We start from the raw sequence: 21953 nt of genomic DNA, 5'->3' as shown, positions 1-21953 counted from the left end.
ATCGCTTGTCCGATTGTTGCACAAAGGAAAGATTTTTGCATACGTTAAACTAGAACGCGAACCGAGGAGGGGATCCCCATGCGGAGACGATCGCGCAAGCATTCGTCCATTCGCCGCTTCCTGTATGCCGTGCTGTTTCTGGCGGGAACGGTTTTGGTCGTATAACCGACGGTGGCGCATGAACGCTTCATTCCAAACGCTGCAAGATCATGAACGGATCGCGCGCCGCCGGGCGGCGATCCCTTAGGATAAGAAACGGGCCGCGCTTCGCGGCCTTTTGTCGTTCACCGGTTTGGATTCTCCTTATTCTGTGCTAAAATTGCTCTTAGTGAGCTGCCGCAGGCGCAGCTTGGGCAAGGAGGCCAACATGGGATCAATTAAATTCGTCGCACTGGACATGGACGGAACGCTGCTCAACGACCGGCAGGAAGTCAGCAAAGAGAACGCGAAATGGATTCGGAAGGCATCGGACGCGGGCATCGTCGTGAGCTTCGCGACGGGGCGCGGTTATCAGAGCGCGCTGCCGTACGCGGAGCAGCTGGGCCTGGAGACGCCGATGATCACCGTCAACGGCGGGGAGATCTGGGCGCGGCCGCAGGTGCTTCACGAGCGGACGCTGATGTCCGTCGCGATGATGAAGCGGCTTCACGAGCTCGCGCTTCGGCACGAGGAATGCTGGTACTGGGCGTACTCGACGATGGGCGTGTACAACAAAGAAAACTGGCGCGAGCTCGGCGGGGATTTCGAGTCCCAGCATTGGCTGAAGTTCGGGTATTTCACGGAGGATGCGCCGATGCTTAGCGCGATTCTGGCGGAAACCTCTTCCTGGGGCGGCCTGGAAATCACGAACTCCTCGCCTACCAACCTGGAGATGAATCCGGCAGGCGTAACGAAAGCCGCCGCGATCCGGGAGGTATGCAAGCTGCTCGGCATCGACATGTCCCAGGTAGCGGCCATGGGCGACAGCTTGAACGACATCGCGATGATCCGCGAGGCCGGTCTCGGCGTCGCGATGGGTAACGCGCAGGATGAAGTGAAGGCCGCCGCCGACGTCGTCAATGTGACGAACGAAGAGGACGCGGTCGCGCGGCTGCTTCAAGACTACGTGCTGAAAGGGTGAGCCCGGCATGGAAATCGCAGGCTGGATCCTAGTTGTTCTGTTGTTCGCAGTCGGCATGGCCGGCGCGATCTTCCCGATCCTTCCGGGGGCGCTGGCGATCTACGCGGCATTCTTCGCCTACGGATTTTTCATCTCGTTCTCGCCCTTCGGCTTCTGGTTCTGGACGATCCAGACGATTATCGTCGTCGTGCTGTTCATCGCCGATTATGCGGTCAGCGCCTGGGGCGTGAAGAAATACGGCGGCTCCCGCGCGTCCGTCGTCGGCAGCACCGTCGGCATTTTGATCGGACCGTTCGTCATCCCCGCTTTCGGGCTGATTCTGGGACCGCTGCTCGGCGCCGTCATCGGCGAGCTGTTCACCGGCGCGAGTTTGGACAAGGCGCTCAAAGCGGGGCTCGGCGCCGTCGTCGGCCTGTTCACCAGCACGGTCGTCAAATTCATCCTGCAAGGCGCGATGATACTGATTTTCTTTCTATGGCTCTAATTCGGGGGAGGAAACTGACTAGTGATTAAAGTAACCGTTTGGAACGAGTTTTTGCACGAGAAAATGCACGACGAAGTGAAGGACGTCTACCCGGACGGCATCCACGAGGCACTGAAGGCGGGCATCGGATCGGACGGCTTCCAGGTCGCGACGGCAACGCTGGAGCAGCCCGATCACGGACTGACGGACGAAGTGCTCGCGAACACCGACGTGCTCGTGTGGTGGGGCCACATGGGCCATGACAAGGTGGAGGACGCCATCGTGAATCGCGTGCACGCGCGCGTCATGGAAGGAATGGGGCTGGTCGTGCTGCACTCCGGCCACTTCTCCAAAATCTTCAAGAAGCTGATGGGCACGGGCTGCGACCTGAAATGGCGCGAGGCGAACGAGAAGGAACGCATCTGGACCGTCAATCCGGCGCATCCGATCGCGGCCGGCATTCCGGAGCAGTTCGTGCTGGAGCACGAGGAGATGTACGGCGAGCACTTCGACATTCCGGCGCCGGACGAGCTGGTGTTCGTCAGCTGGTTCGAAGGCGGCGAGGTGTTCCGTTCGGGCTGCACGTGGTTCCGCGGCCAGGGCAAAGTATTCTATTTCCGTCCGGGCCACGAGACGTTCCCGACGTATTACAACCCGACCGTGCTGCAGGTCATCCGCAACGGCATCCGCTGGGCGGTGCCGTCCGGCGCGGCCAAGCCGGTTCGCGGCAACCATCAGCCATTGGAAGAAATCAAATCGAAATAAGCTTCGGAGTAGGAGAAAGATAACGGCTCATGGTTAAAAAGGACTCGTTGATCAAAGGCACGATCATACTCGCGGCGGCGGCGCTGGTCGCCCGGTTCCTCGGGATCTTCCAGCGCATTCCGCTGGACTATATGACGGACAGCCACGGCGGCGGTTATTTCACCGTCGCGAACAATATTTACCTGATGCTCCTGATCGTCGCCACCGGCGGCATCCCGAGCGCGATCAGCAAAATGGTTTCCGAACGGTACGCGCTTGGCCGCCCCGACGAGGCGCAGCGCATCTACAAAGCGGCGCTGCTGTTCGGCGCGATAACGGGCGTGCTTATCACGGTGCTGCTGCTGATCTTCGCGCCGTTTTACGCGACGCATATCGCCGAGAAGCCGGGCGCGGCGCTCGCCGTCCGGGCCATTGCGCCCGCGCTGTTTTTCTTCCCGGTCATCGCGATGATGCGGGGCTATTTCCAGGGCCGTCAGTTCATGGCGGCCGGTGGCGTCTCGCAAATCGTCGAGCAGATCCTGCGCGTCATTACCGCGGTCGGACTAGCGTACTTGGTACTGGCATGGGACTGGGGACAGAGCTGGATCGCCGCGGCGGCGACGTTCGGCAGCGTATTCGGCAGCCTCGGCGCGTTCGCCGTCATGCTGTCGTATGCGCGCAAGCTGAAACGGCAGGATCTGAAGGATGAGGCAGCCCATGGCGGAGGCGCATCGGAGCGGACAGGCCGCTCCGTCCTGTCCTTCAGCGCGATTTATAAGGAATTGTTCAAAATATCGGTGCCGATCGTCATCACGTCGATGACGGTGCAATTCATCTACTTCTTCGATACGTCGTTCTTCATGAAGCTGACGCACGGGTATTATGCCGTCGCCGATGCCGATCAGATGCTGGACTGGCTTGGCGTGAAGGCGCAGGCGCTTGCCGGCATTCCGCCGATTCTGGCGATCGCGCTCAGCCAATCCATGATTCCGATCATTTCGTCCGCCTACAAGGTCCGCAACATGAAGGAAGTCGAGCGCCAAGCCTCGCTCGTCATGCGGATCGTGGTCTTTACCGGCGTGCCTGTGTCGCTCATCATGACGGTCGCGGCGATGTCGATAACCGGCTTGCTCTTCTCGAACACGGGGGGAAGCGGCGCCGTAGCGGCTCTGACCGCAGGGACGATCTTCCAGATTACGATGATGACGAGCAACACCGTGCTGACCAGCATGAACAAGCCTCGGCTGCCGATGCGCCACGCGCTGATCGGCATCGTCGTCAAGGTCGTGACGAGCCTGATCCTGGCACCGCTGCTCGGCGTATACGGCATCATTTTGTCGTCCACCATCTGCTTCATGGTCATCGCTTCGCTGAATTTCCGGCAGATCCGCAAGGAAATCAAACTGAACATTCTCGGCACCCGCTGGGCGGGCTACGCCTTGACGATCGCGGCCGCGTCCGTGGCCGGCTTGTTGATCGACTATGTCTGCAGAACGTACATCGGAGGCATTCCGGTCAAATTGACCTATGCGATCTCCTGCATCGCCGCAGGCGTCGTATCGCTCGGTCTGTACGTCGCGCTGCTGGTGCTGCTCAAGGTCGTCACGCAGGAAGACGTCCGGCAGTTCCCGGGTCCGCTGCGACGGCTGCTGAACCCGCTGATGCGCATAACCGCGCGCGGCGGCGCCGATTCTAGCAGGTAATCTAGTTTCCAAATATCCCCTCTATATGGTAGAATAGGCGGTAGTCTGTTTACCTAGGAGAGGGGATATTTTTGATCATGAAATCGTGGAAACGAAGCAAGAAAGCGATCGGATTGCTGGTGATCTCGATGGTCGTGCTCGTCGCGGCGGGCTGTCAAGCATTGAACGGCGTGGATTTCAATGCCATGCTGAAGCAATCTATGAACGTCACCTCTTACGAAAGCAACGAAACGGTAGAGTTCAAGCTGCTGATGAACGACGGGGCCGAGGAAATGCTGACCGGCGAAGAAGGGGAACTCATCAAGCTGATTTCCGACATGAAGCTGGAGCTGACCGACGTCAAAACAAGCGAAACCGGAGGCATGTCCGCCAAGGGCGAGCTCAGCCTGGGCGCTAAACATATCGCGTTCGAAGCGAAGATGAACAACGAGCTCGCGGAACTCGATCTCGAAGGGGCGAAGAAGCCGATCATCATCGGCCTGACGGATCCGGGGACCGATGCGGCCGCGGCTTCCGCGGAAGAGAGCTTGACGGAAGCAAGCAAGCAAATCATCGATGCCGTCAGCGGCTATGCGATCGATAACCTGCCGAATCCGTCGCACTTGACCGTGCTGCCCGGACAGGAGAGCGTCAACGGGGAAACGGTGACCGGGATGAACGTCCATGCCGACCTAACCGGCAAAGAGCTGTGGGACTGGCTGAAATCCTACATCGACGCGCTGGTCGGCGACAAGGAAGGGCTGAAGGCGATGCTGACGGGCTTGCTGGAAGCCCTGCAAAGCCAAGAAGCTGCAATCGCGGCGTCTCCGGTCGAGAGCATGTTCGGCTCGCTGCCGGAAGAGGACGACACGGAAGCCGCGGTCAACGATGCGGCGGACGAGATTGTCGATATGCTGACGCAGCTGCAGGACGAGCTGGCGCAGACCGAGACGGATGAAGCGGAGACGCTGGACAGCGTCTTGAACGACGGGACCTTCGTGAAAGGCGATCTCTTCATCGACGGCAAGCTCGATATCCGCAAAGCCGTGATCGAAGCGGCGGTCAAGATTACGGAACCGGCGGTTGCCGCGGACGATGAGGATGAGGACATGGGGATGGAAGCGCTGATGCCGTTCAGCGGAATCTCGGTGAAAGTCACCTCGGACCGCTGGAACGTGAACGGCGACGTGCAGCCGGCGCAGCCTTCCGACGACAAGTCCGCGCTCAACGGCCAAGCATTGATGGATATGCAGGGCTACGAAGTGCTTCAACAGTTCGATAAGAATTCCGACGTCTACGACCTGCTCCGCAATACGGCGCATATCAGCAGGCAGTCGCTTACGCTGAGCCCGGAATTCAGCCGCAACGCGCCGATCATCACGCCGAGCGGCATCGCGATCGTGCCATTGCGTTACACCGCCGAGGCATTCGGAGCGGTCTTGACCAAGTCGGGCGGCTCGCTGATCGTCAAGGACGGCGCAACGAACACGACGATCAACTTGAAAAACGGCAGCAGCAATGCCATTATTAATGGCAAGACGGTCAAATGGGGCTTCCCGACGACCGTCGTGAACGGCGTCACCTACGTGCCTGCGCGCGATTTCGCGCAAGCGCTTGGCGCCGATATCGGCTGGGAACAATATAACGGCGTGAAGGCGCTGACGCTGGTTCGCGAGCCCTAGTAGGGGCTCGCGTTCGCTCAGCTCGCCGATCAGGCAGTTATGCCACGAAAGGAGAGGTTTCCTATGGAACTGATTACGACGGAAGACGCTTTTCGCGACGCGGTGCGGTCCGAAGGCGTGACGGTTGCCGTCTTCAAGACGACTTGGTGCAAGGATTGCCATTACATCGAACCGTTCATGCCGGCTGTCGAAGCCGAGTACGGCGGCAGAATCCGCTTCCTGCAGATCGACCGGGACGACCTGCCCGACCTCTGCGGCGAACTGAATATTTTGGGCATTCCAAGCTTCATCGCGTTCAAGAACGGCAAGGAGCTCGTACGGTTCGTCAGCAAGCTGCGCAAGGACCGGGAAGAGATCGAGCAGTTTCTGAATCGCGCCCTTCAGGTCGCGGAAGTTTTGGCAACTTAACCCCGGCTATTTTTGCGAAAAAGCCCGCCAGGCGGCCGTTTGCGGCCGCTCGGCGGGCTTTCTTTCGCCATGCGTGCGTTCACAGTTTGAACATGGTATTTGTCGAATTTGTTCAGTATAATGGGAGGTGATTCTTAGGAAGCAAGGTGATGACAGTGAATGATAACCGATATCGTGCGCTAGCGGTCTTGACTTGCATCGGCATGTTCCTCGTGCTGATCGCGGGCGCACTGGTTACGAATACAGACTCCGGCCGCGGCTGCGGGACGGATTGGCCGCTCTGCAACGGCAAATTCATTCCGGCGTATACGGTCGAATCGTTGATCGAATATTCCCACCGGTTGATCAGCGGCGGAGTAGGCTTGTTGGTGCTCGCGACTTTTATCGCGACGCTGATGCTGTACCGCAAGGAGAAGGAGCCGATCGCTTATGCCGCGGGCGCCGGCTTATTCACGGTCCTGCAGGCGTTGCTGGGCGCTGCCGCCGTCATATGGCCGACGACGCCTGCCGTGCTGGCGCTGCATTTCGGCATTTCCATCCTGGCTTTCATGTTCACGCTGCTGCTGGTGATCTGGACGTGGCGCAAGAAGCGGGGAACCGCGGCGGACAAGCCGCCGACCGCGATCCCCAGAGCCGTGTTCGCTTTCTCGCTCTTCATACTCGTGTATACGTATTTCGTGATTTACTTGGGCGCTTATGTCCGTCATACGGATTCGGCCGGCGGATGCGTAGGCTGGCCGCTCTGCAACGGGGAATTCGTCCCGGACCTGCAAGGCGCGACCGCGTACGTATTTATGCACCGCGTGGCGGCCGCCGTCCTGCTCGTGCTGATCGGTTGGCTGGCGCTTTACATCAACCGCGTCGGCAAGGAACATCCGGGCATGCGCAAGGCCATGAACGTGACTTTCATTCTCGTCTGCTGCCAAGTATTGAGCGGCGCGCTGCTGACGGTGACGCTTCGCAATGAAGATTGGTTCGTCTTCACGAGCATTCTGCACAACATGATCGTATCCGGGCTGTTCGGGATACTGAGCGATATTATGATCCGAGCCTGGAAATGGCGCGAAGGGCGGTTACGGGCATGAGCTTCACAGATTTGCGGGGATTGATCGACACGTTCCGCCGGGAGGGTGATCTCGCCGTTATCGAAACGCAGGTAGATCCGTACTTGGAGTTGGCCGAGATACATCGGCGCGTCATCGACGAAGGCGGACCGGCGCTGCTCTTCACGAACGTGAAAGGCAGTCCCTTTCCCGTCGTGACGAACTTGTTCGGCACGGTCAGGCGCGTAGACCTCGCGTTCGGGCCGCGTCCGGAAGCGTTCATGAAACAGGTGGTCGGCGCGATGGACCGGCTCCTGCCGCCAACGCCGGCGGCACTCTGGGGCGAACGTTCGCTGCTGTGGGACGCCATGAAGGTCGGCATCAAGGAAGTGCCGGCCTCCTCGGCGCCGATTTTGGGCGCCGTGCGCAAAAGCCGGCCGCTCGAAGGACTGCCCGCGCTGACGAGCTGGCAGTTGGACGGCGGCCCTTTCATCACGCTGCCGCTCGTTTATACGGAGCATCCGGAGCACCGCAAGCAGCATAACCTCGGGATGTACCGCATGCAGATCTTCGATCATTCGACGACGGGCATGCACTGGCAGATCCATAAAGGCGGCGGCTTCCATTACCACGAGGCGGAGAAACGGAACGAAGCGCTGCCGGTGTCCGTCTTCCTGGGCGGTCCGCCCGCGCTGATCGCGTCGGCGATCGCTCCGGTGCCGGAGCATCTGCCGGAGCTGCTGCTGTCGTCGCTGATCATCGGCGGCAAGCTGCAGGTCGTGCAGGACCCGCACGGCAGCCACCGGATTCCGGCGCACGCCGAATTCGTGTTGAGCGGGAAAGTGGCGCCTCATGCGCGGCGTCCCGAAGGGCCGTTCGGCGACCACTACGGCTACTATTCGTGGACGCATGATTTTCCGGTCTTCGACGTCAGCCATATGTGGCATCGCAAGGATGCCATCTATCCCGCGACGATCGTGGGCAAGCCGCGGCAGGAGGATTACTACTTGGGCGATTTCCTGCAGCGCCTGCTGTCGCCGGCCTTCCCGCTGGCGATGCCCGGCGTCAAGGACCTCTGGACGTACGCGGAGACGGGCTTCCACGCGCTGGCGGCCGCGGTCGTACGGGAGAGCTACTCGCGCGAAGCGCTAGGCACCGCTTTCCGCATCTTGGGCGAAGGGCAGCTGACGCTGACCAAATATTTGATGATTACCGATCAGCCCGTCGACCTGGCGGATTTCCCGCAATTGATGGAAACCGTGCTGGCGCGCTTCCGACCGGAAACCGATTTGTTCGTGTTTGACAAAACGTCCCATGATACATTGGATTACACCGGGGGCAAGCTGAATCATGGGAGCAAAGCCGTCATGCTCGGCGTCGGCGAAGCGATTCGCGAGCTCCCTTCCAGCTACGACGAAGCCCCGATCGACGAGATCGCGGATGCCCGGGTTTACTGCCGGGGATGCCTTGTCGTCTCCGGCGCCGCCTACGAGCAGGAGCCCGAACTGGCGGCGCGGCTGCTGTCGAGGCTGCGCGAGCGTGGCACGGCATGGCCGCTCGTGATTCTTGCCGACGACGCCTCCGTCGCCGACGCGCAGACGCCGTTCCTATGGACGGTATTTACCCGTTTCAACCCGGCCGACGACATCTACGCGGCTACGAAGCTGAACCGCCACCATCTCGGCTACGAGCTGCCGCTGGTCATCGACGCGCGGATGAAACCGGGCTACCCGGACGAGCTTATTCCGCGCCAGGATATCGTGGAACTCGTCGATAACCGATGGCATTCTTATTTCAACCGATAATGCGCTATAATGGATAACGGTACTCTGTTTGCTTGCCGGCACGGCGAAACCCGGATCCGTTAAGCAAGGCAGATGCTGCTTCTTGAGGCAGACGTTCGGAAGGAGATTGCGATGCTCCGCATCTTGTTTGGCGAACCTCCGCGCAAGGACGGGGGCAAGCTGCTTGAGGCGAACCAAGCGATGGAAAGGTTCGCGGGCTTAATGAACGAGCGCATCGAGCGCGGGCTGGACAATGACCATAAGCTGCGCAAATACGAAATTTATACGCTTGGGCTGATCTCTTCGCTGGACGAGCTGGAGCAAAGCGCATACGCAGCCGGCAAGTATGCCGCGCTCGTCACCTCCGATACGGTCGAAGGCATGACCGCCGAGGAACGGATCAATTACCGCCGGTACGTCTATTTCGACAAGAACGCGTTTATCCGCGTGTTCTCGCTGCTGGACAAGCTCGGTACGTTGATGAACGACTACCTGCGCCTCGAGACCGATCGGGTCAAACCGCATTTTTCTTATTTTACGGTGCTGCGCAGGATGCTGGAGGGTAATCTGTATCCTGAATTGACCGCGGAGCTGCATAAGCTGAAGGAAGCGGGCAAAGAACCGATGAACCGCCTTCGGAAGCGGCGCAACATGGAGATTCACTACATGAATTCCGAGATGCAGGACGATCTGAAGCAGAATCACGAGGCTTACTTCGAACAGCATCGCCTCGAAAACCTCTCGCAGCAGACGCAGGACCTCGCGCAAATGATGGTCCTCGTGCTGGATACGCTTAAGCTGACCTTTCATCATGCCTACAGCCAGATCAAGTCATGACGCTGACCTAGGAGGGTGCTATGGAGCTTAGAGGAAGAACGGCCCTAATTACCGGAAGTGCCAAAGGCTTGGGCAAAATGACCGCGCTTACGCTCGCCGCCATGGGCTGCGATATCGTGCTCAACTACGTGAAGAGCGAGCGCGAAGCGCAGCAGCTCGCGCAAGAGATCGAGCGGCGGCACGGCGTCAGGGCCACCGCCGTACAAGCCGACATCGCGCGCCAGGAAGACGTCGCGCGTCTGGCTGCGCAGGCGCTGGCCTGGTCGCTGACCGGCAGCATCGATATCCTGATCAACAATGCGGGACCGTTCATTCGCGAACGGCGGCTATTCGCCGACTACGAGGCTGCGGCCATTACCGGACTCGTCAACGGCAACCTGCTCGGCGTGATGCTGCTCGACCATCAGGCGCTGCCAGGCATGCGGAAGCGCCAATGGGGGCGCATCATCCACTTCGGCTTCGGCCATGCCGGCGAAGGCCGGGCGTGGCCGCATCGGGCGGTCTATGCCGCGGCGAAGACGGGACTCGTCTCCTTCACGAAGACGCTCGCCGTCGAAGAAGCGGCGAACGGCATCACGGTACATATGGTCTGTCCCGGCGATATTCGCGGGCTGAACAAGGAGCGCACGATCGCCGAGGTGTCCGAAGAACGGGACGACGAGTCGCCGAGCGGACGTCCCGGCAGCGGGGAGGACATCGCGCGGGTCATCGCCTTCCTCTGCCTGCCGCAGTCGGATTACATGACCGGCAATATCGTCGACGTGACGGGCGGCTTCGACCCTATCAAGACGTCGATTAAATCCAGTTAATACAGATCGCGAACGACAAAAAAAAGCGTCTTGCCCTCCGGCAAGACGCTTTCGTGTTCATATCGGGCAAAAGGGCAGGCAAGCTTAGAAAACTTGCATAACCTCTTGTACGCCTTCGACTTCCTCGAGCAGCGCGCGTTCGATACCCGCTTTCAGCGTGATCGTCGAGCTCGGGCAGCTGCCGCAGGCACCCATCAAACGAAGTTTAACGATGCCGTCTTCTACGTCGACGAGCTCAACGTCGCCGCCGTCGCGCTGCAAGAACGGGCGAAGCTTGTCGAGTACGTCCAGTACTTCGTCATACATCGTGGCTTGTGCATTTTCACTCATTGCAATCCACTCCTTTCTCCCCTATTATAGTACAAAGCGAAGCAATTGAAAATGGATATCAGTAACTAGAGGCCAGGTGAACATCATGTTGAAACCAATCATCGAATTTTGCGCAAGCAATATGCACCATGGAACGGATAAGCTGATGAAGAAGCTGGAGGCCAATCCGGACTATGAAGTCATTGAATACGGCTGCTTGGGCAACTGCGGCGAATGCTATCTGGCTCCGTTCGGCATGGTCGACGGAACGATCGTCTCCGCGGACACCGTCGAAGAGCTGGAAACGAAACTCATGGATGAAATCGAAGAGCAGCAGGCCGTTCGCGAAGCGCTTGACCGGCTCATTGACGATATGTAATACCGCCTTGGAACCGGACAGGTTCCTTCTACATTTTAGCCAAAATGATGCTTCGACATCCATAAGACGCCGCTTTTCACGAGGCGGGGAACGCGTCCCATCATCGTAGCGCGGCCCATCAGGCCGAAGCCGTCTTTTTTGCCGAGGGAGCCAAGCGTTCCCTTCAGCTTGATCTTGCCGAGTTTCGGCGTTTTGCCGCTCCAGACCGCGTGCATGACCTCGGCGACTTGCTTGCCTTGGCCTTCGGCGGCTTGCGCGCTTGGCGAGAACGGCAGCGAAGCGCAGTCGCCGACGATGAATACCTCGTTGTAATCCGGCAGCTGGTGATATTCGTTGATAATCAGGCGGCCTTGATTGTCCTTCGGCAAATTCATGCGCTGCACGAGCGCCACGGGCTGGATGCCCGCCGTCCATACGGTGACATCGGACAAGATCGGACTCGAGCTGTTGCTGTCGTGAAGGACGCCGTCTTCCAGCTTGTACAAGGAAACTTCGCCCCGCATTTCCACTTCATGCTCGATGAACCAGGAAGAGACATACTCCTGCAGCTTGCCCGGGAAAGCCGAAAGGATGCTCGGTCCGCGGTCGATGATGCGAATGTTCAGATCCGGCCGGCTTTCGCGAAGCTCCGCGGCCACTTCCACGCCGCTTAAGCCGCCGCCGACGATCGAAACTTGGCCGTACGGCTTCGCGTTGTTGAGCGCCATGTACGTTTTGCGCGAAGCGGCCATCGTCTGGATACTGTTGGAGTAAAGCTCCGCACCATCGATGCCATGGTATTTGTCGGTGCAGCCGAGAGCGACGACGAGCCATTCGTACTCGAGCGGCTCTTGGCCCGCGAGCACGATATGCTTGCCGTCCAGGTCGATATCGGCCACTTCTCCGTAGGTGACGATCAGACGGGGGTCGGACGGGAACGCGACCCGCAGGTCGATTTCCGGCGACGTTCCCGCGACAAGCGCGTAATACTCCGTTTTCAAGCCCTGATACGGCATCCGGTCGATCAGCACGACAACCGTATCGTCCGGCAGTTCGCCCTCGAGCAGCGCGTGGGCCACCGTCAATCCTCCGTAGCCTCCGCCAAGAATAACGAATCGTTTCATTTGAATCCCAACTTTCTGTAAGCAATGAGTAAATGGTAAATGAGTACGCTCTGCGTTGATTTGTCCTGTAGTATGCGCATGACTGACCCTCGCAATGAGAACATCTCGTCGCGAAGGTCGTGGGAATAGCTGTTTATGCGTTATTCGAACACTTTGACTTCGTTGTAGAACGTATCGCGCTCGACGGGTATCCGCCCTGCGCCTTTGATAAGCCAGATCAAATCCTCGCGCGTGATGCCTTCGGGAGTGAGCGCTCCGGCGGCATGGCTGATGCGTTCTTTCACCATCGTGCCGTGCACGTCGGAAGCGCCCATCGTCAGCGCGACCTGGGTCAATTGCGTGCCGATGTTGATGAAGTACGCTTTGATATGCTGGAAGTTGTCCAGCATCAGACGGCTGATCGCGATGGCCTTCAGATCGTCGAAGGCGGAATTCCGCCGGCGAATGCTGGCTTTCGGACTGATCGGCTGCATCGACAGCGGAATGAATACTTGGAAACCGTTCGTTTCATCCTGCAGATCGCGGATTTGGAGCATATGGTTGATGCGCTCTTCGGTTTTCTCCACGGATCCGTACAGCATGGTCGTGTGCGTGCGAAGGCCGAGGTTGTGCGCGGTGCGGTGAACTTCCAGGTATTGGGAGACATCGGCTTTGTCGACGCGCATTTTTTTGCGGTATTCGTCCGAAAGGATCTCGGCTCCGCCGCCGGTGAGGCTTTGCAAGCCCGCGGCGATCAGCTCCTCCAGTACCTCTTTGTAGCTGAGACCGCTGATGCGCGAGAAAAAGTCGATTTCCGCGGCGGTGTACGCTTTAAGCGCGACTTCCGGGAAGCGTTCGTTCAGGGCTCTCAGCGAATCGACGTAATATTGGAACGGCACGTGGGGATTATGTCCGCCGACGATATGGAACTCCCGGACGTCCGGGTGAATATGCTGTTCCACGTAGGCGATCATCTCGGGACCGCTCAGCGTATACGCGCCTTCCTGGCCTTCGTCTTTGCGGAAGTTGCAGAACGCGCAGTGCGCTTCGCAGACGTTCGTGAAATACAAGCTCATATTCTCGATAAAATAAACCTTGCGGCCGTTCTTCCTTAAATTAACCTCGTTGGCCATCTGTCCAATCGTCAGCAGGTCGTCGGAGCGATATAGAAACTCTCCGTCTTCCCGGGTGAGCCGCTCGCCGGATCGAACTTTCTCCACGATGGTTAGCATTTGTTTGTCTTCTGTCTGTATTGCCACATTCATGACGGCTTCCTCCTTGTCCGCCGGGCACGCGCTCGCAGGTCCGGTGAAAAATAATGAAATCGAAAACTTTGTGAAAAAAATTACTTATTCTTTCCCCAAAAAACCTCATAAACAACTTTCCTTATTATAAACCTCATCACAAATAGCGGCAACTATTAAGTCGTGCCAGCTCGGCAAAGAGATGGAAGGCTTGCCGTAGTCGCTGCTCGCCGGTTTTGATCCGGGAACGGAATGCGTTACAATAGAGGCAAACAAACCGGCTTTCAGACACAGGTTATTAGAAATGAGGGATAAAATGGCAAACACCCATACTTTTACCCGCCGGGAAGAAGCGGTAAACGCTATTACGCACGGCTTTGGCGCGCTTCTGAGCATTGCGGCGCTCGTACTATTGATCGTATTCGCCGTGCTCAAGGGGAATGCCGAGCATGTCGTCAGTTTTACGATCTACGGTTCCATGATGCTGATGTTGTACGTCTCGTCGACGCTTGTGCATGGTTTTCCGGAAGGCAAAGCCAAACGCTTTTTCGAAATTATGGATCATGCCTGCATTTATTTGTTTATCGCGGGCACCTATACGCCAATTCTGTTGCATCTGGTGCAAGGTACGATGGGCTGGACGCTGTTCGTTATCGTGTGGGGACTTGCGCTTTGCGGGGTCGTCTTCAAGGTCTTCTACGCATCAAAGTTTCTGTTTACGTCCACGTTAATTTATCTCTTGATGGGTTGGATGATCGTCATCGTATGGGGACCTCTCAAGGCGCATCTGGCTGCAGGCGGCATGCATTTGCTCATAGCCGGGGGCTTGCTGTACACGTTCGGGACGATATTCTACGTCTGGCGAAGCTTCAAGCATCATCATGCGGTCTGGCATCTGTTCGTGCTCGGCGGCTCGGTGCTCCATTTCTTCGTCATTATGCTCTACGTCTTGCCGAGATAACGGAAGCTTGAGGGACGCTTGACCGGGTAGCGCGGCCGAAATCGCGCCGTAAGCTTATTGAGTCCTTGCCGGAAGTGCAGTATACTGATTACTATAGAAACGTAAGTAAGTCGTTCCAAGAATGTTCGAGGAGGGATAGCATGATTACGATCAGCGATACGGCCAACGAGAAAATCAAAGAAATGCTGGAAGCCGAGGCTTCGCCGGAGCTGTTTCTGCGCGTCGGCGTGAAAGAAGGCGGCTGCAGCGGTTTTTCTTACAATATGGGTTTCGACGACGAGCAGGCGGAGTCCGATAAAGCGCTGGAAATGAACGGCCTGAAGGTCGTCGTGGACGCGGACAGCATCAAATACTTGAACGGTCTCGAGATTGATTTCAAGGAATCCGCCATGGGCGGCGGTTTCACCATTACGAATCCGAACGCGACCGCGACCTGCGGCTGCGGTTCTTCGTTCCGCACGGCGACCGAAGCGGGTAATCCGGCAGCGGAGCCTTGCTAAACCGGCGGCAAGCCGAGGTACGGCAACGCATTCATGCATGATTGGAAGCGGTCATTTAAAAGGGCTCCCGGCGACGGGGGCCCTTTGCATGCGACGTTGTTCCGCTGCCATCGCCCGGATCACGGCCAGCGTCGACGCAACGTGCGAGAGGAATCTCGTGCGGAATGCCGGAAATATCCGGTGCTCATGCGGACGATGGACGCACGGTCATCGGTTTCGAACAGGGATTACGCGGGATGGACCTAGGTTATTCCTGCAGGGAAAGGTGCAGAGGAACCGATTCTCAAAGTTATTATTTAGTAAATGATATATCTCTGCTATACTAAAGAAAATGCTAGCACGACAAATGACTCATATTAAATAGAACTTTGTTGATAGATTGCAAGATGCAATAATACATAGGGGCGCTGCCGCCAAAAAACAGCAGCAAACGCGGCTCGATGGCGCCGGCAGTTTGCGACAACCGAAGAAGGCGACGTCGTATAAACCGATCTCCTGCCGGATGATCGTCTCTTAACATACGTTCTTCTTTGTTGTGCTCGGCGGGTTGAGTTCCATAAGTCCGTTTCACTTGCGACATGCCGTGGACGGCTTATTGAATAGAGTAGATCAACCAGATCGTATGTTGCGAGTTAAGAAGGCGGAGGACGAAGACTATCATGAATTATACGCTTTTTTTGTCTGGTTCTTTAATCGAATATTGCACGACCTTCGTTTTCATGTTTGCCTTGTTCCGGTTTCCTCTGAAAGGTATCTTGATGCAGATCATCATCATTGCATTCATGATGAGCCATTTCTCTTATATTACACGGCATTTTACCGAGATAAACAGCTATTCGTCCTACTTGCAATTGTTGCTGTTGATTATTGTCACCTGGGGCTTGTTTCGCGTGCCGTTCTTTTATTCGTTTATTATGAACGGAGCGGGATTTATCAGCTTGTTCGCGGCACAGGGAATCACGATTTTCATCATCGTCTTGACGGGAACGCCCTTTTCCCAAATTACCAGCGATCCCGAGATCATTTTCTCCACGCAGCTCCTGTCGGGACTACTCCTGGTAGGCGTCAGCCGGTTCATCGTCATGAAAAACTGGGGTTTCGATTACGTGCCTGCATCCCACAGGAGCTATATCGAATTCAACCGGACGAATTCGGCGCTCTTTTCGGTAATCGCTTCCAGCATCGTCATCGCGCTCGTGGCGGGGATCGCGCTGAGAGGCAATTTGGAGAAATACATCGTCGTGGCAGGAACGACCTTTCTATGTTCGATTCCCGTGTTCCTGTACTATAGCAGACGGAAGGATGTAGAGGATGCTCGATAAGCTCGCTGTCGGCTTGCATAATCGGATGGTGGCCGCGGGCGTCGAGAACGCGCCGTCCGCATCGGTGATCAAGTATGCGTTCGATATTATGACGAATACGTTATCCGCAGCGATCGCGGCGTTGATTATCGCAGCCTTGACAGGAGAATTCCTGCCGACCGGATTTGCGCTGCTCGTCCTTGCCGTCATCCGTTATATGTCCGGCGGCTACCATCTAAAGTCCAGCCTGATGTGCGCGACCGTATCCACGCTTGTGTTGGTAGCCATCCCCCATGTTCCGATTCCGGACGGCTGGATGCCTTATCTCACCGGATTCGCGGTCCTGATGATGCTCCTATTCGCTCCGGCGAATTATGATAAATACGCTACGCTCCCAGCTCGATTCTACCCGTTGTTGAAAGCATTATCCGCCTTGTTCGTCTCCTCTAATTTTCTCATTCATTCAGACATCATGACGGTAGTCTTCGTATTGCAGTCGATTCTTCTCTTATTTAAAGAAGGAGGTGAAGAAGAATGAAGAAAAACGTGTATCGCATGCTCGGCGTCGTAATCGCCGGCGTGGCAACGATGTTCGTTACAACGGGCTCTTATGTGATTTTTCATAAGCCAAGAATCCCGGCTGAGCTCAGAAAGCAGGTGTAAGCATGCTGATCCCGCTTGTTAAACGCTACAACAAGAAGGATTTTGAGATCGTTTATGTCAATCGTAATGACGTGGTTCTCATGCACAGCCATTACGGGCAAATCAATTATCAGCATAAAGACGGAACGATCTTGAACCCGCTGTCCACGTTTGAAGAACACGAGCGTTTTCTGACGCAAGACGAATTCGCGCGGGTCGATCGCTGCTACGTCGTGAATATGGACCTGGTCGAATTTTTCGACGAGGAAAGACAGCGCGTGTTCTTCGAACCGGACCCGGTAGGGAAGAACGCTTTAAGCGCCCCGGTTTCCTTTTCCCGGATGGATACGGTTAAGAACGTGCGCAGGGGCAATGCCAGAGCAGGTTCCGCTCCATCGGGAAATGCGCAACTTTCGCGCTAAGCAAGAGCAAAGCTTTCTTTGCGGTTAATATATCGGCATCGCCGGCTCCGTAGGAAAGCTTGCGGAGGCAAAAACACTGCGGTTTGAACGCTATCGTTCATTCTGCGGTGTTTTTTTGCGTCGACCCGTGTCGATTGCCGGGCCGGTACAAGCCAGCCCCTATCAGCCTACTAAATCAGGCGAGTTGACCATATCAATCATCCAAGAGACAAAGAGGAAGGAGGCATATGTTGTCTTATAGGACGCTTGGAAGGGGAGGACCTGGAATGGGAAACGAACAGGGAAGGCAGCTGGCAAGCAAATGGGCGAAAACGGAGGCCTTGCTCTCGCATGCGCAAATCGCGCCGCATATCCCGCCGACTCGGATGTTCACGAGGGATAATCTGAACAGCATGCTGAGCCAGCATAGCATGGTGGTTATCAAACCGGTCAAAGGAGCGGGCGGCCACGGGGTAATCAAAGTTTCGCGGGAAGGGGGAAGCTTTAAATACTCTTATTATTCGAAGACGAATCGCTTCCAAAGCTTCGACGGACTTTATCGATCGCTCAATGCCAAGCGCGGCGGACGGCGGTATTTGATCCAGAAAGGCATTCGTCTTGCGACGATCGACGGCAGGCCGATCGACTACCGGGTGAAATACGTCAAGCAGGCGGAAGGGCATTGGAACATCACGGCGATCGTAGGGCGATTGGCCAAACCGGGCTTGTTCGTGACGAACATTTGCCGCGGGGGTACGCTGCTGAGCGGTTCCGAAGGCATTCGCCGTTCATTCTCGAAAGGCGCGGTCGTATCGAAGAAACGGGAGATGCGCACGCTTACCCAGCTGTCGACGGAAGTGTTGGAGAGCCGTTTCCCGGGCATCGGGCAATTGGGCTTCGATTTCGGGATCGACACCAGCGGGAAAATATGGATTTTCGAGGTCAATACGAGGCCGCAATAATGATTAACGAAATGTAATATATTCGTTTGATAGGTTAATAGAGGACCATTAAACTTTTTTATCGAAACGGGTTTTATTAAGCCTGTGTATAAACGTATCCACAAATCCCCACTGATGATTCCTGTTTTTTCGACGATTATTCACATGCTACTCACACTCTGTCCACATGGGGGTGTGGATAATCGGAACGCTTGTTCCTTCCCTCTGGGACATGCTAAGATGAACTGGAAGTAAGAGGAAAGGGGGCTGTGATATGGAACAGCTGTCTGATGAATTGCTGCTCGATGCGTATATAGCCGCTAATAAGTACAAGTTGGAAACCGAGTTTATCGAGATGCTGAGAGACGAATTGAAGCGCAGGCAGATCAGTCCGGACGCTTATCGCACTTCCGCCTAACTCCCAAGCCGATATTACGGCCATTGCGCGACTTCGGCTTCGAAGGCTGCGCGGCATTGCCGGCAGAACACGATATGATTGCACCTTTGAGTCTCCGGTCCGTTATCCATGATCGTCATTTCCGCGCTTAAATCGACATCGTCCGGCTGATAGGGTGCGTAAGGCGCAGTCAAGTCGAGCGCTCGCCCCAAATCGTTGGTTTGCATCGCGCAAGTTGGACATTTTACGGCAAGCTGCTCCAATCCGTTGCAAACGGGACATAACATAATGAAAGGGTACCCTCCTTGGCCCGGTGAATGAAGCATTCACGTTTGCGGCTAACGGTAGGATACCCTTTTTTATTGGTTTTTTATCGCAATTCCGAATCCCTTCCGGGATAACTACAGCTTCATGTTACTGCTGTGGCCCGGAGACAGCTTGGCCGATGGATCGACGTATACCTTGGCATTATTGATCGCGGTAGGCGCTTCGCCGAACCCGACGGCAATGAGTTTGAGCTTGCCCGGGTAGGTCGTGATGTCGCCGGCGGCGAAGATGCCCGGGACGCTCGTTTCCATACGGGAATCCACGATGATGGAGCCGTTATCGATCTCGAGACCCCATTCCGCGATAGGCCCGAGCGAGGAGACGAACCCGTAATTAACGATGACGGCATCGACGTCGAGCTGTTTGGTCTCTCCGGTCTTGACGTGCTGAAGCGCGATGCCGTCGATCCGGTCCGCGCCCTGCAGGGCGGTAAGCTCATAAGGCGTTAGCACATTGACGCTCGACTTCATCAGATTCTCGACGCTGTGCTCGTGCGCCCTGAATTTATCGCGGCGATGGACCAGCGTCACGCTTGCCGCGATCGGCTCGAGCATGAGCGACCAGTCGACCGCGGAATCGCCGCCGCCGCTGACGACGACATGCTTGTCTCGGAATTGGCTGAGGTCGCTTATGAAATAGTGCAGATTGCTTTTCTCGAACGGAGCCGCTTCTTTCAGCTCGAGCCGACGGGGTTCGAACGCGCCGACGCCGGCGGTAATGATGACGGCTTTGGCGTAATGCGTGGCTTTATCGGTCACGATGGCAAAGTCGCGCTCGTCCCGTTTCACGACCTCGAGCACCTTTTCTTCCAGATGAATGCCGGGCTTGAAATGGTCCATCTGCTGCTTTAATTGCTCGACGAGCTCGCCCGCCGTTATTTTAGGGAATCCGGCAACGTCGTAGATATGCTTCTCCGGATAAAGCGCCGCGAGCTGCCCGCCTAATTGGGGCATGCTTTCGATGATTTTGACGGATGCCTGGCGCATGCCGCCGTAAAAGGCGGCGAACATTCCGGCCGGCCCGCCGCCGATAATCGCGATATCGACTTGAGGGGATGAAGTTGAGCTTGACACAGTTGACACCTCCAGGATTTTGAAAATCGCTAGCCATAAGAAGCCGTTCTTTCAGTACATTATATATGGTCGACAAGCCGCTTTGAAAGAAGGAAATTGGATGTTGTTCTAAAGATTTTCGTATATTTTACCCTTGAACTTTGCGGGAAAAGTTTGTATCATGTGTGGTATTAGCAATCGGTTTGTCGAAAGAAGACTGGGAAATTTCATCATAAATGAAGACTTGGAATCACACACTACAGGCAAGAAATTATATCTCATTGTCTGTTTTTGCGTGTTTGTGTAAATTTTCACATGTTATTCACATGTTAATGTAGAGAAAAGAAAAGACTTTACGAATGGATGGGATTCTGCGATGAGCAACATACCGAAAATTGTTATCTTGGGTGCCGGTTACGGCGGCATCCTGACAGCGCTTCGGCTACAGAAAGAATTAAATTATAATGAAGCCGACGTAACGCTTGTCAACAAGCACGACTACCACTACTTTACGACTCATCTGCATATGCCAGCCGCAGGTACGGACAAGACAGAAAATGCGCGCGTCAGCATTTCCAAGCTTATCGATGAGTTCAAGATCGATTTCGTAAAGTCGACGGTCGTGCAAATCCGGACGCAGGACAAGAAAGTCATTCTTGAGGACGGCACGCTCTCCTACGATTACCTCGTAATCGGCTTGGGCGGCGAGCCTGAAACGTTCGGCATTCCAGGTATGCTTGAATACGCGATGAACATCCGCAGCATCAACTCGGTCCGCTTGATCCGCGAACATATCGAATATCAGTTCGCCCGCTACAAGCGCGAGCCGCACCGCACGGATTACCTGACCTTCGTGGTAGGCGGCGCCGGCTTCACGGGAATCGAATTCGTCGGCGAGCTGGCTGACCGCATTCCCGAGCTTTGCAAGCAGAACGACGTGGACCCGTCTCTCGTCAAAATCTATAACGTCGAAGCGGCGCCGTCGGCGCTTCCGGGCTTTGACCCCGAGCTTGTCGAGTACGCGATGGACGTGCTTACGAAGAAAGGCGTTACGTTCCGGATCGGAACGGCGATCAAAGAATGCACGCCGGACGGCGTCGTCGTCGGCGACAACGAAGAAATCCGTTCGGCTACGGTGGTCTGGGCCGCCGGCGTTCGCGGCAATCGCCTGATCGAAGAAGCCGGAATCGAAACGATGCGCGGCCGCGTGAAAGTCGACGAATTCCTGCGGGTTCCCGGTCACGAGAACATTTACGTGGTCGGCGACAACTCCCTGATGTTCAATCCGGAGGGCCGTCCATATCCGCCGACCGCTCAGATCGCCATGCAGCAGGGCGTCGTGTGCGCGCATAACTTGGTTGCTTCCATCCGCAATCAACCGCAGAAGAAGTTCGAGTTCAAGAACAAAGGCACGGTAGCCTCGCTCGGCAAGGGCGAAGCGGTCGGCCTGGCCTTCGGCAAAAAATACAAAGGCCGAATGGCCGCTTGGCTCAAAAAAGCGATCGATATCCGGTACCTGTATATCATCGGCGGCATTCCGCTCGTGCTTCGCAAAGGCAAGTTCCTGTAATGCGCCACTGCAGCGTGCAAGTCCGCGGACTGCTGACGCGAGAGGAGCTGGACCGGTACAACGCGCTCATGGAAGTGGGTTCCTTCCTGGAGTCGCAGACCCGGTACGACCTGTCGTATACGGTCCAGAAGGAAGTCGATATCCTTATCCTGCCCGCGATCGAGCGGCTGAAAGAAAAAGGCAGGGAGCGCGACCGCCAGACGGAAGCGTATCTGGAAGCAAAGCGCCTGCTGGAAGAAGACGACGATGATTAATACGATAAAGCGGATGGAAGC

General features: G+C 56.3%; 25 protein-coding genes. 21 read left to right on the top strand and 4 right to left on the bottom strand.

What is annotated here, in order from left to right:
- Positions 1–367 precede the first annotated feature (367 nt).
- The 10 genes from AC50YL_RS14325 to AC50YL_RS14280 all read left to right on the top strand — a co-directional run bounded on the left by AC50YL_RS14325 (position 368) and on the right by AC50YL_RS14280 (position 10572).
- Positions 368–1120: a Cof-type HAD-IIB family hydrolase gene (locus AC50YL_RS14325; RefSeq protein ID WP_494832890.1), complete on the top strand. Its 753-nt coding sequence runs from the start codon at positions 368–370 to the stop codon at positions 1118–1120.
- A gap of 7 nt (positions 1121–1127) precedes the next feature.
- Complete coding sequence (locus tag AC50YL_RS14320) at positions 1128–1604, top strand: DUF456 domain-containing protein (RefSeq protein ID WP_494832889.1); 477 nt, start codon at positions 1128–1130, stop codon at positions 1602–1604.
- A 21-nt stretch (positions 1605–1625) separates the two neighbouring features.
- Positions 1626–2348 carry a ThuA domain-containing protein gene (locus tag AC50YL_RS14315; protein ID WP_494832888.1) on the top strand — a complete coding sequence of 241 codons (723 nt, stop codon included), beginning with the start codon at positions 1626–1628 and terminating at the stop codon, positions 2346–2348.
- A 29-nt stretch (positions 2349–2377) separates the two neighbouring features.
- Positions 2378–4030, top strand: coding sequence for a putative polysaccharide biosynthesis protein (locus tag AC50YL_RS14310; protein ID WP_494832887.1), 1653 nt, complete (start codon positions 2378–2380; stop codon positions 4028–4030).
- Between the two features lie 77 nt (positions 4031–4107).
- Positions 4108–5691 (top strand): copper amine oxidase N-terminal domain-containing protein, encoded by a 1584-nt coding sequence (locus AC50YL_RS14305; RefSeq protein ID WP_494832886.1) that lies wholly within the window; start codon positions 4108–4110, stop codon positions 5689–5691.
- A gap of 63 nt (positions 5692–5754) precedes the next feature.
- Positions 5755–6099, top strand: coding sequence for a thioredoxin family protein (locus tag AC50YL_RS14300; RefSeq protein WP_494832885.1), 345 nt, complete (start codon positions 5755–5757; stop codon positions 6097–6099).
- A gap of 149 nt (positions 6100–6248) precedes the next feature.
- Complete coding sequence (locus tag AC50YL_RS14295; protein WP_494832884.1) at positions 6249–7184, top strand: COX15/CtaA family protein; 936 nt, start codon at positions 6249–6251, stop codon at positions 7182–7184.
- Complete coding sequence (locus AC50YL_RS14290) at positions 7181–8947, top strand: UbiD family decarboxylase (protein ID WP_494832883.1); 1767 nt, start codon at positions 7181–7183, stop codon at positions 8945–8947. Before AC50YL_RS14295 ends, AC50YL_RS14290 begins: the two co-directional genes overlap by 4 nt.
- A 111-nt stretch (positions 8948–9058) precedes the next feature.
- Entirely contained in the window at positions 9059–9763 is a 705-nt protein-coding gene (locus tag AC50YL_RS14285; RefSeq protein WP_494832882.1) for a Cthe_2314 family HEPN domain-containing protein, read from the top strand.
- A gap of 20 nt (positions 9764–9783) precedes the next feature.
- The gene (locus AC50YL_RS14280) at positions 9784–10572 is read left to right on the top strand and encodes an SDR family oxidoreductase (RefSeq protein ID WP_494832881.1); all 789 of its coding nucleotides are present in this window, start codon (positions 9784–9786) and stop codon (positions 10570–10572) included.
- Positions 10573–10656: 84 nt separating this feature from the next.
- On the opposite strand, the gene AC50YL_RS14275 is transcribed toward AC50YL_RS14280, so the two are convergent.
- Positions 10657–10902, bottom strand: coding sequence for a NifU family protein (locus tag AC50YL_RS14275; RefSeq protein ID WP_161745007.1), 246 nt, complete (start codon positions 10900–10902; stop codon positions 10657–10659).
- Between the two features lie 88 nt (positions 10903–10990).
- On the opposite strand from AC50YL_RS14275, the gene AC50YL_RS14270 reads away from it, so the two are divergent.
- Positions 10991–11260, top strand: a complete 270-nt coding sequence (locus AC50YL_RS14270; protein WP_494833410.1) for a YuzB family protein — start codon at positions 10991–10993, stop codon at positions 11258–11260.
- Between the two features lie 35 nt (positions 11261–11295).
- Here AC50YL_RS14270 and AC50YL_RS14265 read toward each other — a convergent pair whose 3' ends face one another.
- Together AC50YL_RS14265 and mqnE are read right to left on the bottom strand one after the other, a co-directional pair.
- Positions 11296–12363: an NAD(P)/FAD-dependent oxidoreductase gene (locus tag AC50YL_RS14265; protein ID WP_494832880.1), complete on the bottom strand. Its 1068-nt coding sequence runs from the start codon at positions 12361–12363 to the stop codon at positions 11296–11298.
- A 140-nt stretch (positions 12364–12503) separates the two neighbouring features.
- On the bottom strand, positions 12504–13607 hold the full coding sequence (mqnE, locus tag AC50YL_RS14260; RefSeq protein WP_494832879.1) for an aminofutalosine synthase MqnE: 1104 nt from the start codon (positions 13605–13607) through the stop codon (positions 12504–12506).
- A 295-nt stretch (positions 13608–13902) separates the two neighbouring features.
- On the opposite strand from mqnE, the gene trhA reads away from it, so the two are divergent.
- From trhA to sda, 8 genes are all read left to right on the top strand, one after another.
- Positions 13903–14547, top strand: a complete 645-nt coding sequence (trhA, locus tag AC50YL_RS14255; RefSeq protein ID WP_494832878.1) for a PAQR family membrane homeostasis protein TrhA — start codon at positions 13903–13905, stop codon at positions 14545–14547.
- A gap of 140 nt (positions 14548–14687) precedes the next feature.
- On the top strand, positions 14688–15047 hold the full coding sequence (gene erpA, locus AC50YL_RS14250; RefSeq protein ID WP_161745003.1) for an iron-sulfur cluster insertion protein ErpA: 360 nt from the start codon (positions 14688–14690) through the stop codon (positions 15045–15047).
- 659 nt (positions 15048–15706) lie between these two features.
- Positions 15707–16369, top strand: a complete 663-nt coding sequence (locus AC50YL_RS14245) for a hypothetical protein (protein ID WP_494832877.1) — start codon at positions 15707–15709, stop codon at positions 16367–16369.
- On the top strand, positions 16359–16886 hold the full coding sequence (locus AC50YL_RS14240) for an accessory gene regulator B family protein (protein ID WP_494832876.1): 528 nt from the start codon (positions 16359–16361) through the stop codon (positions 16884–16886). The genes AC50YL_RS14245 and AC50YL_RS14240 overlap by 11 nt, the downstream gene beginning before the upstream one ends.
- Positions 16883–17011: an AgrD family cyclic lactone autoinducer peptide gene (locus tag AC50YL_RS14235; protein ID WP_161745000.1), complete on the top strand. Its 129-nt coding sequence runs from the start codon at positions 16883–16885 to the stop codon at positions 17009–17011. Before AC50YL_RS14240 ends, AC50YL_RS14235 begins: the two co-directional genes overlap by 4 nt.
- A 2-nt stretch (positions 17012–17013) precedes the next feature.
- Entirely contained in the window at positions 17014–17412 is a 399-nt protein-coding gene (locus AC50YL_RS14230; RefSeq protein ID WP_494832875.1) for a LytTR family transcriptional regulator DNA-binding domain-containing protein, read from the top strand.
- 266 nt (positions 17413–17678) lie between these two features.
- Positions 17679–18353: a YheC/YheD family protein gene (locus AC50YL_RS14225; protein WP_494832873.1), complete on the top strand. Its 675-nt coding sequence runs from the start codon at positions 17679–17681 to the stop codon at positions 18351–18353.
- A gap of 253 nt (positions 18354–18606) precedes the next feature.
- Positions 18607–18750, top strand: coding sequence for a sporulation histidine kinase inhibitor Sda (gene sda / locus AC50YL_RS14220; RefSeq protein WP_494832871.1), 144 nt, complete (start codon positions 18607–18609; stop codon positions 18748–18750).
- A 380-nt stretch (positions 18751–19130) separates the two neighbouring features.
- Here the strand turns inward: sda and AC50YL_RS14215 are convergent, their stop codons facing one another.
- Positions 19131–20129 (bottom strand): NAD(P)/FAD-dependent oxidoreductase, encoded by a 999-nt coding sequence (locus AC50YL_RS14215; protein ID WP_494832869.1) that lies wholly within the window; start codon positions 20127–20129, stop codon positions 19131–19133.
- A gap of 355 nt (positions 20130–20484) precedes the next feature.
- On the opposite strand from AC50YL_RS14215, the gene AC50YL_RS14210 reads away from it, so the two are divergent.
- Positions 20485–21678 carry an NAD(P)/FAD-dependent oxidoreductase gene (locus tag AC50YL_RS14210; RefSeq protein ID WP_161744995.1) on the top strand — a complete coding sequence of 398 codons (1194 nt, stop codon included), beginning with the start codon at positions 20485–20487 and terminating at the stop codon, positions 21676–21678.
- On the top strand, positions 21678–21932 hold the full coding sequence (locus AC50YL_RS14205) for a hypothetical protein (RefSeq protein WP_494832867.1): 255 nt from the start codon (positions 21678–21680) through the stop codon (positions 21930–21932). Before AC50YL_RS14210 ends, AC50YL_RS14205 begins: the two co-directional genes overlap by 1 nt.
- Positions 21933–21953 lie beyond the last annotated feature (21 nt).

The organism is Paenibacillus sp. J22P277 (genome assembly GCF_059383675.1).
Note: the sequence above shows the minus strand (reverse complement) of the source record. Positions and strands in the feature narration are given on the sequence as shown.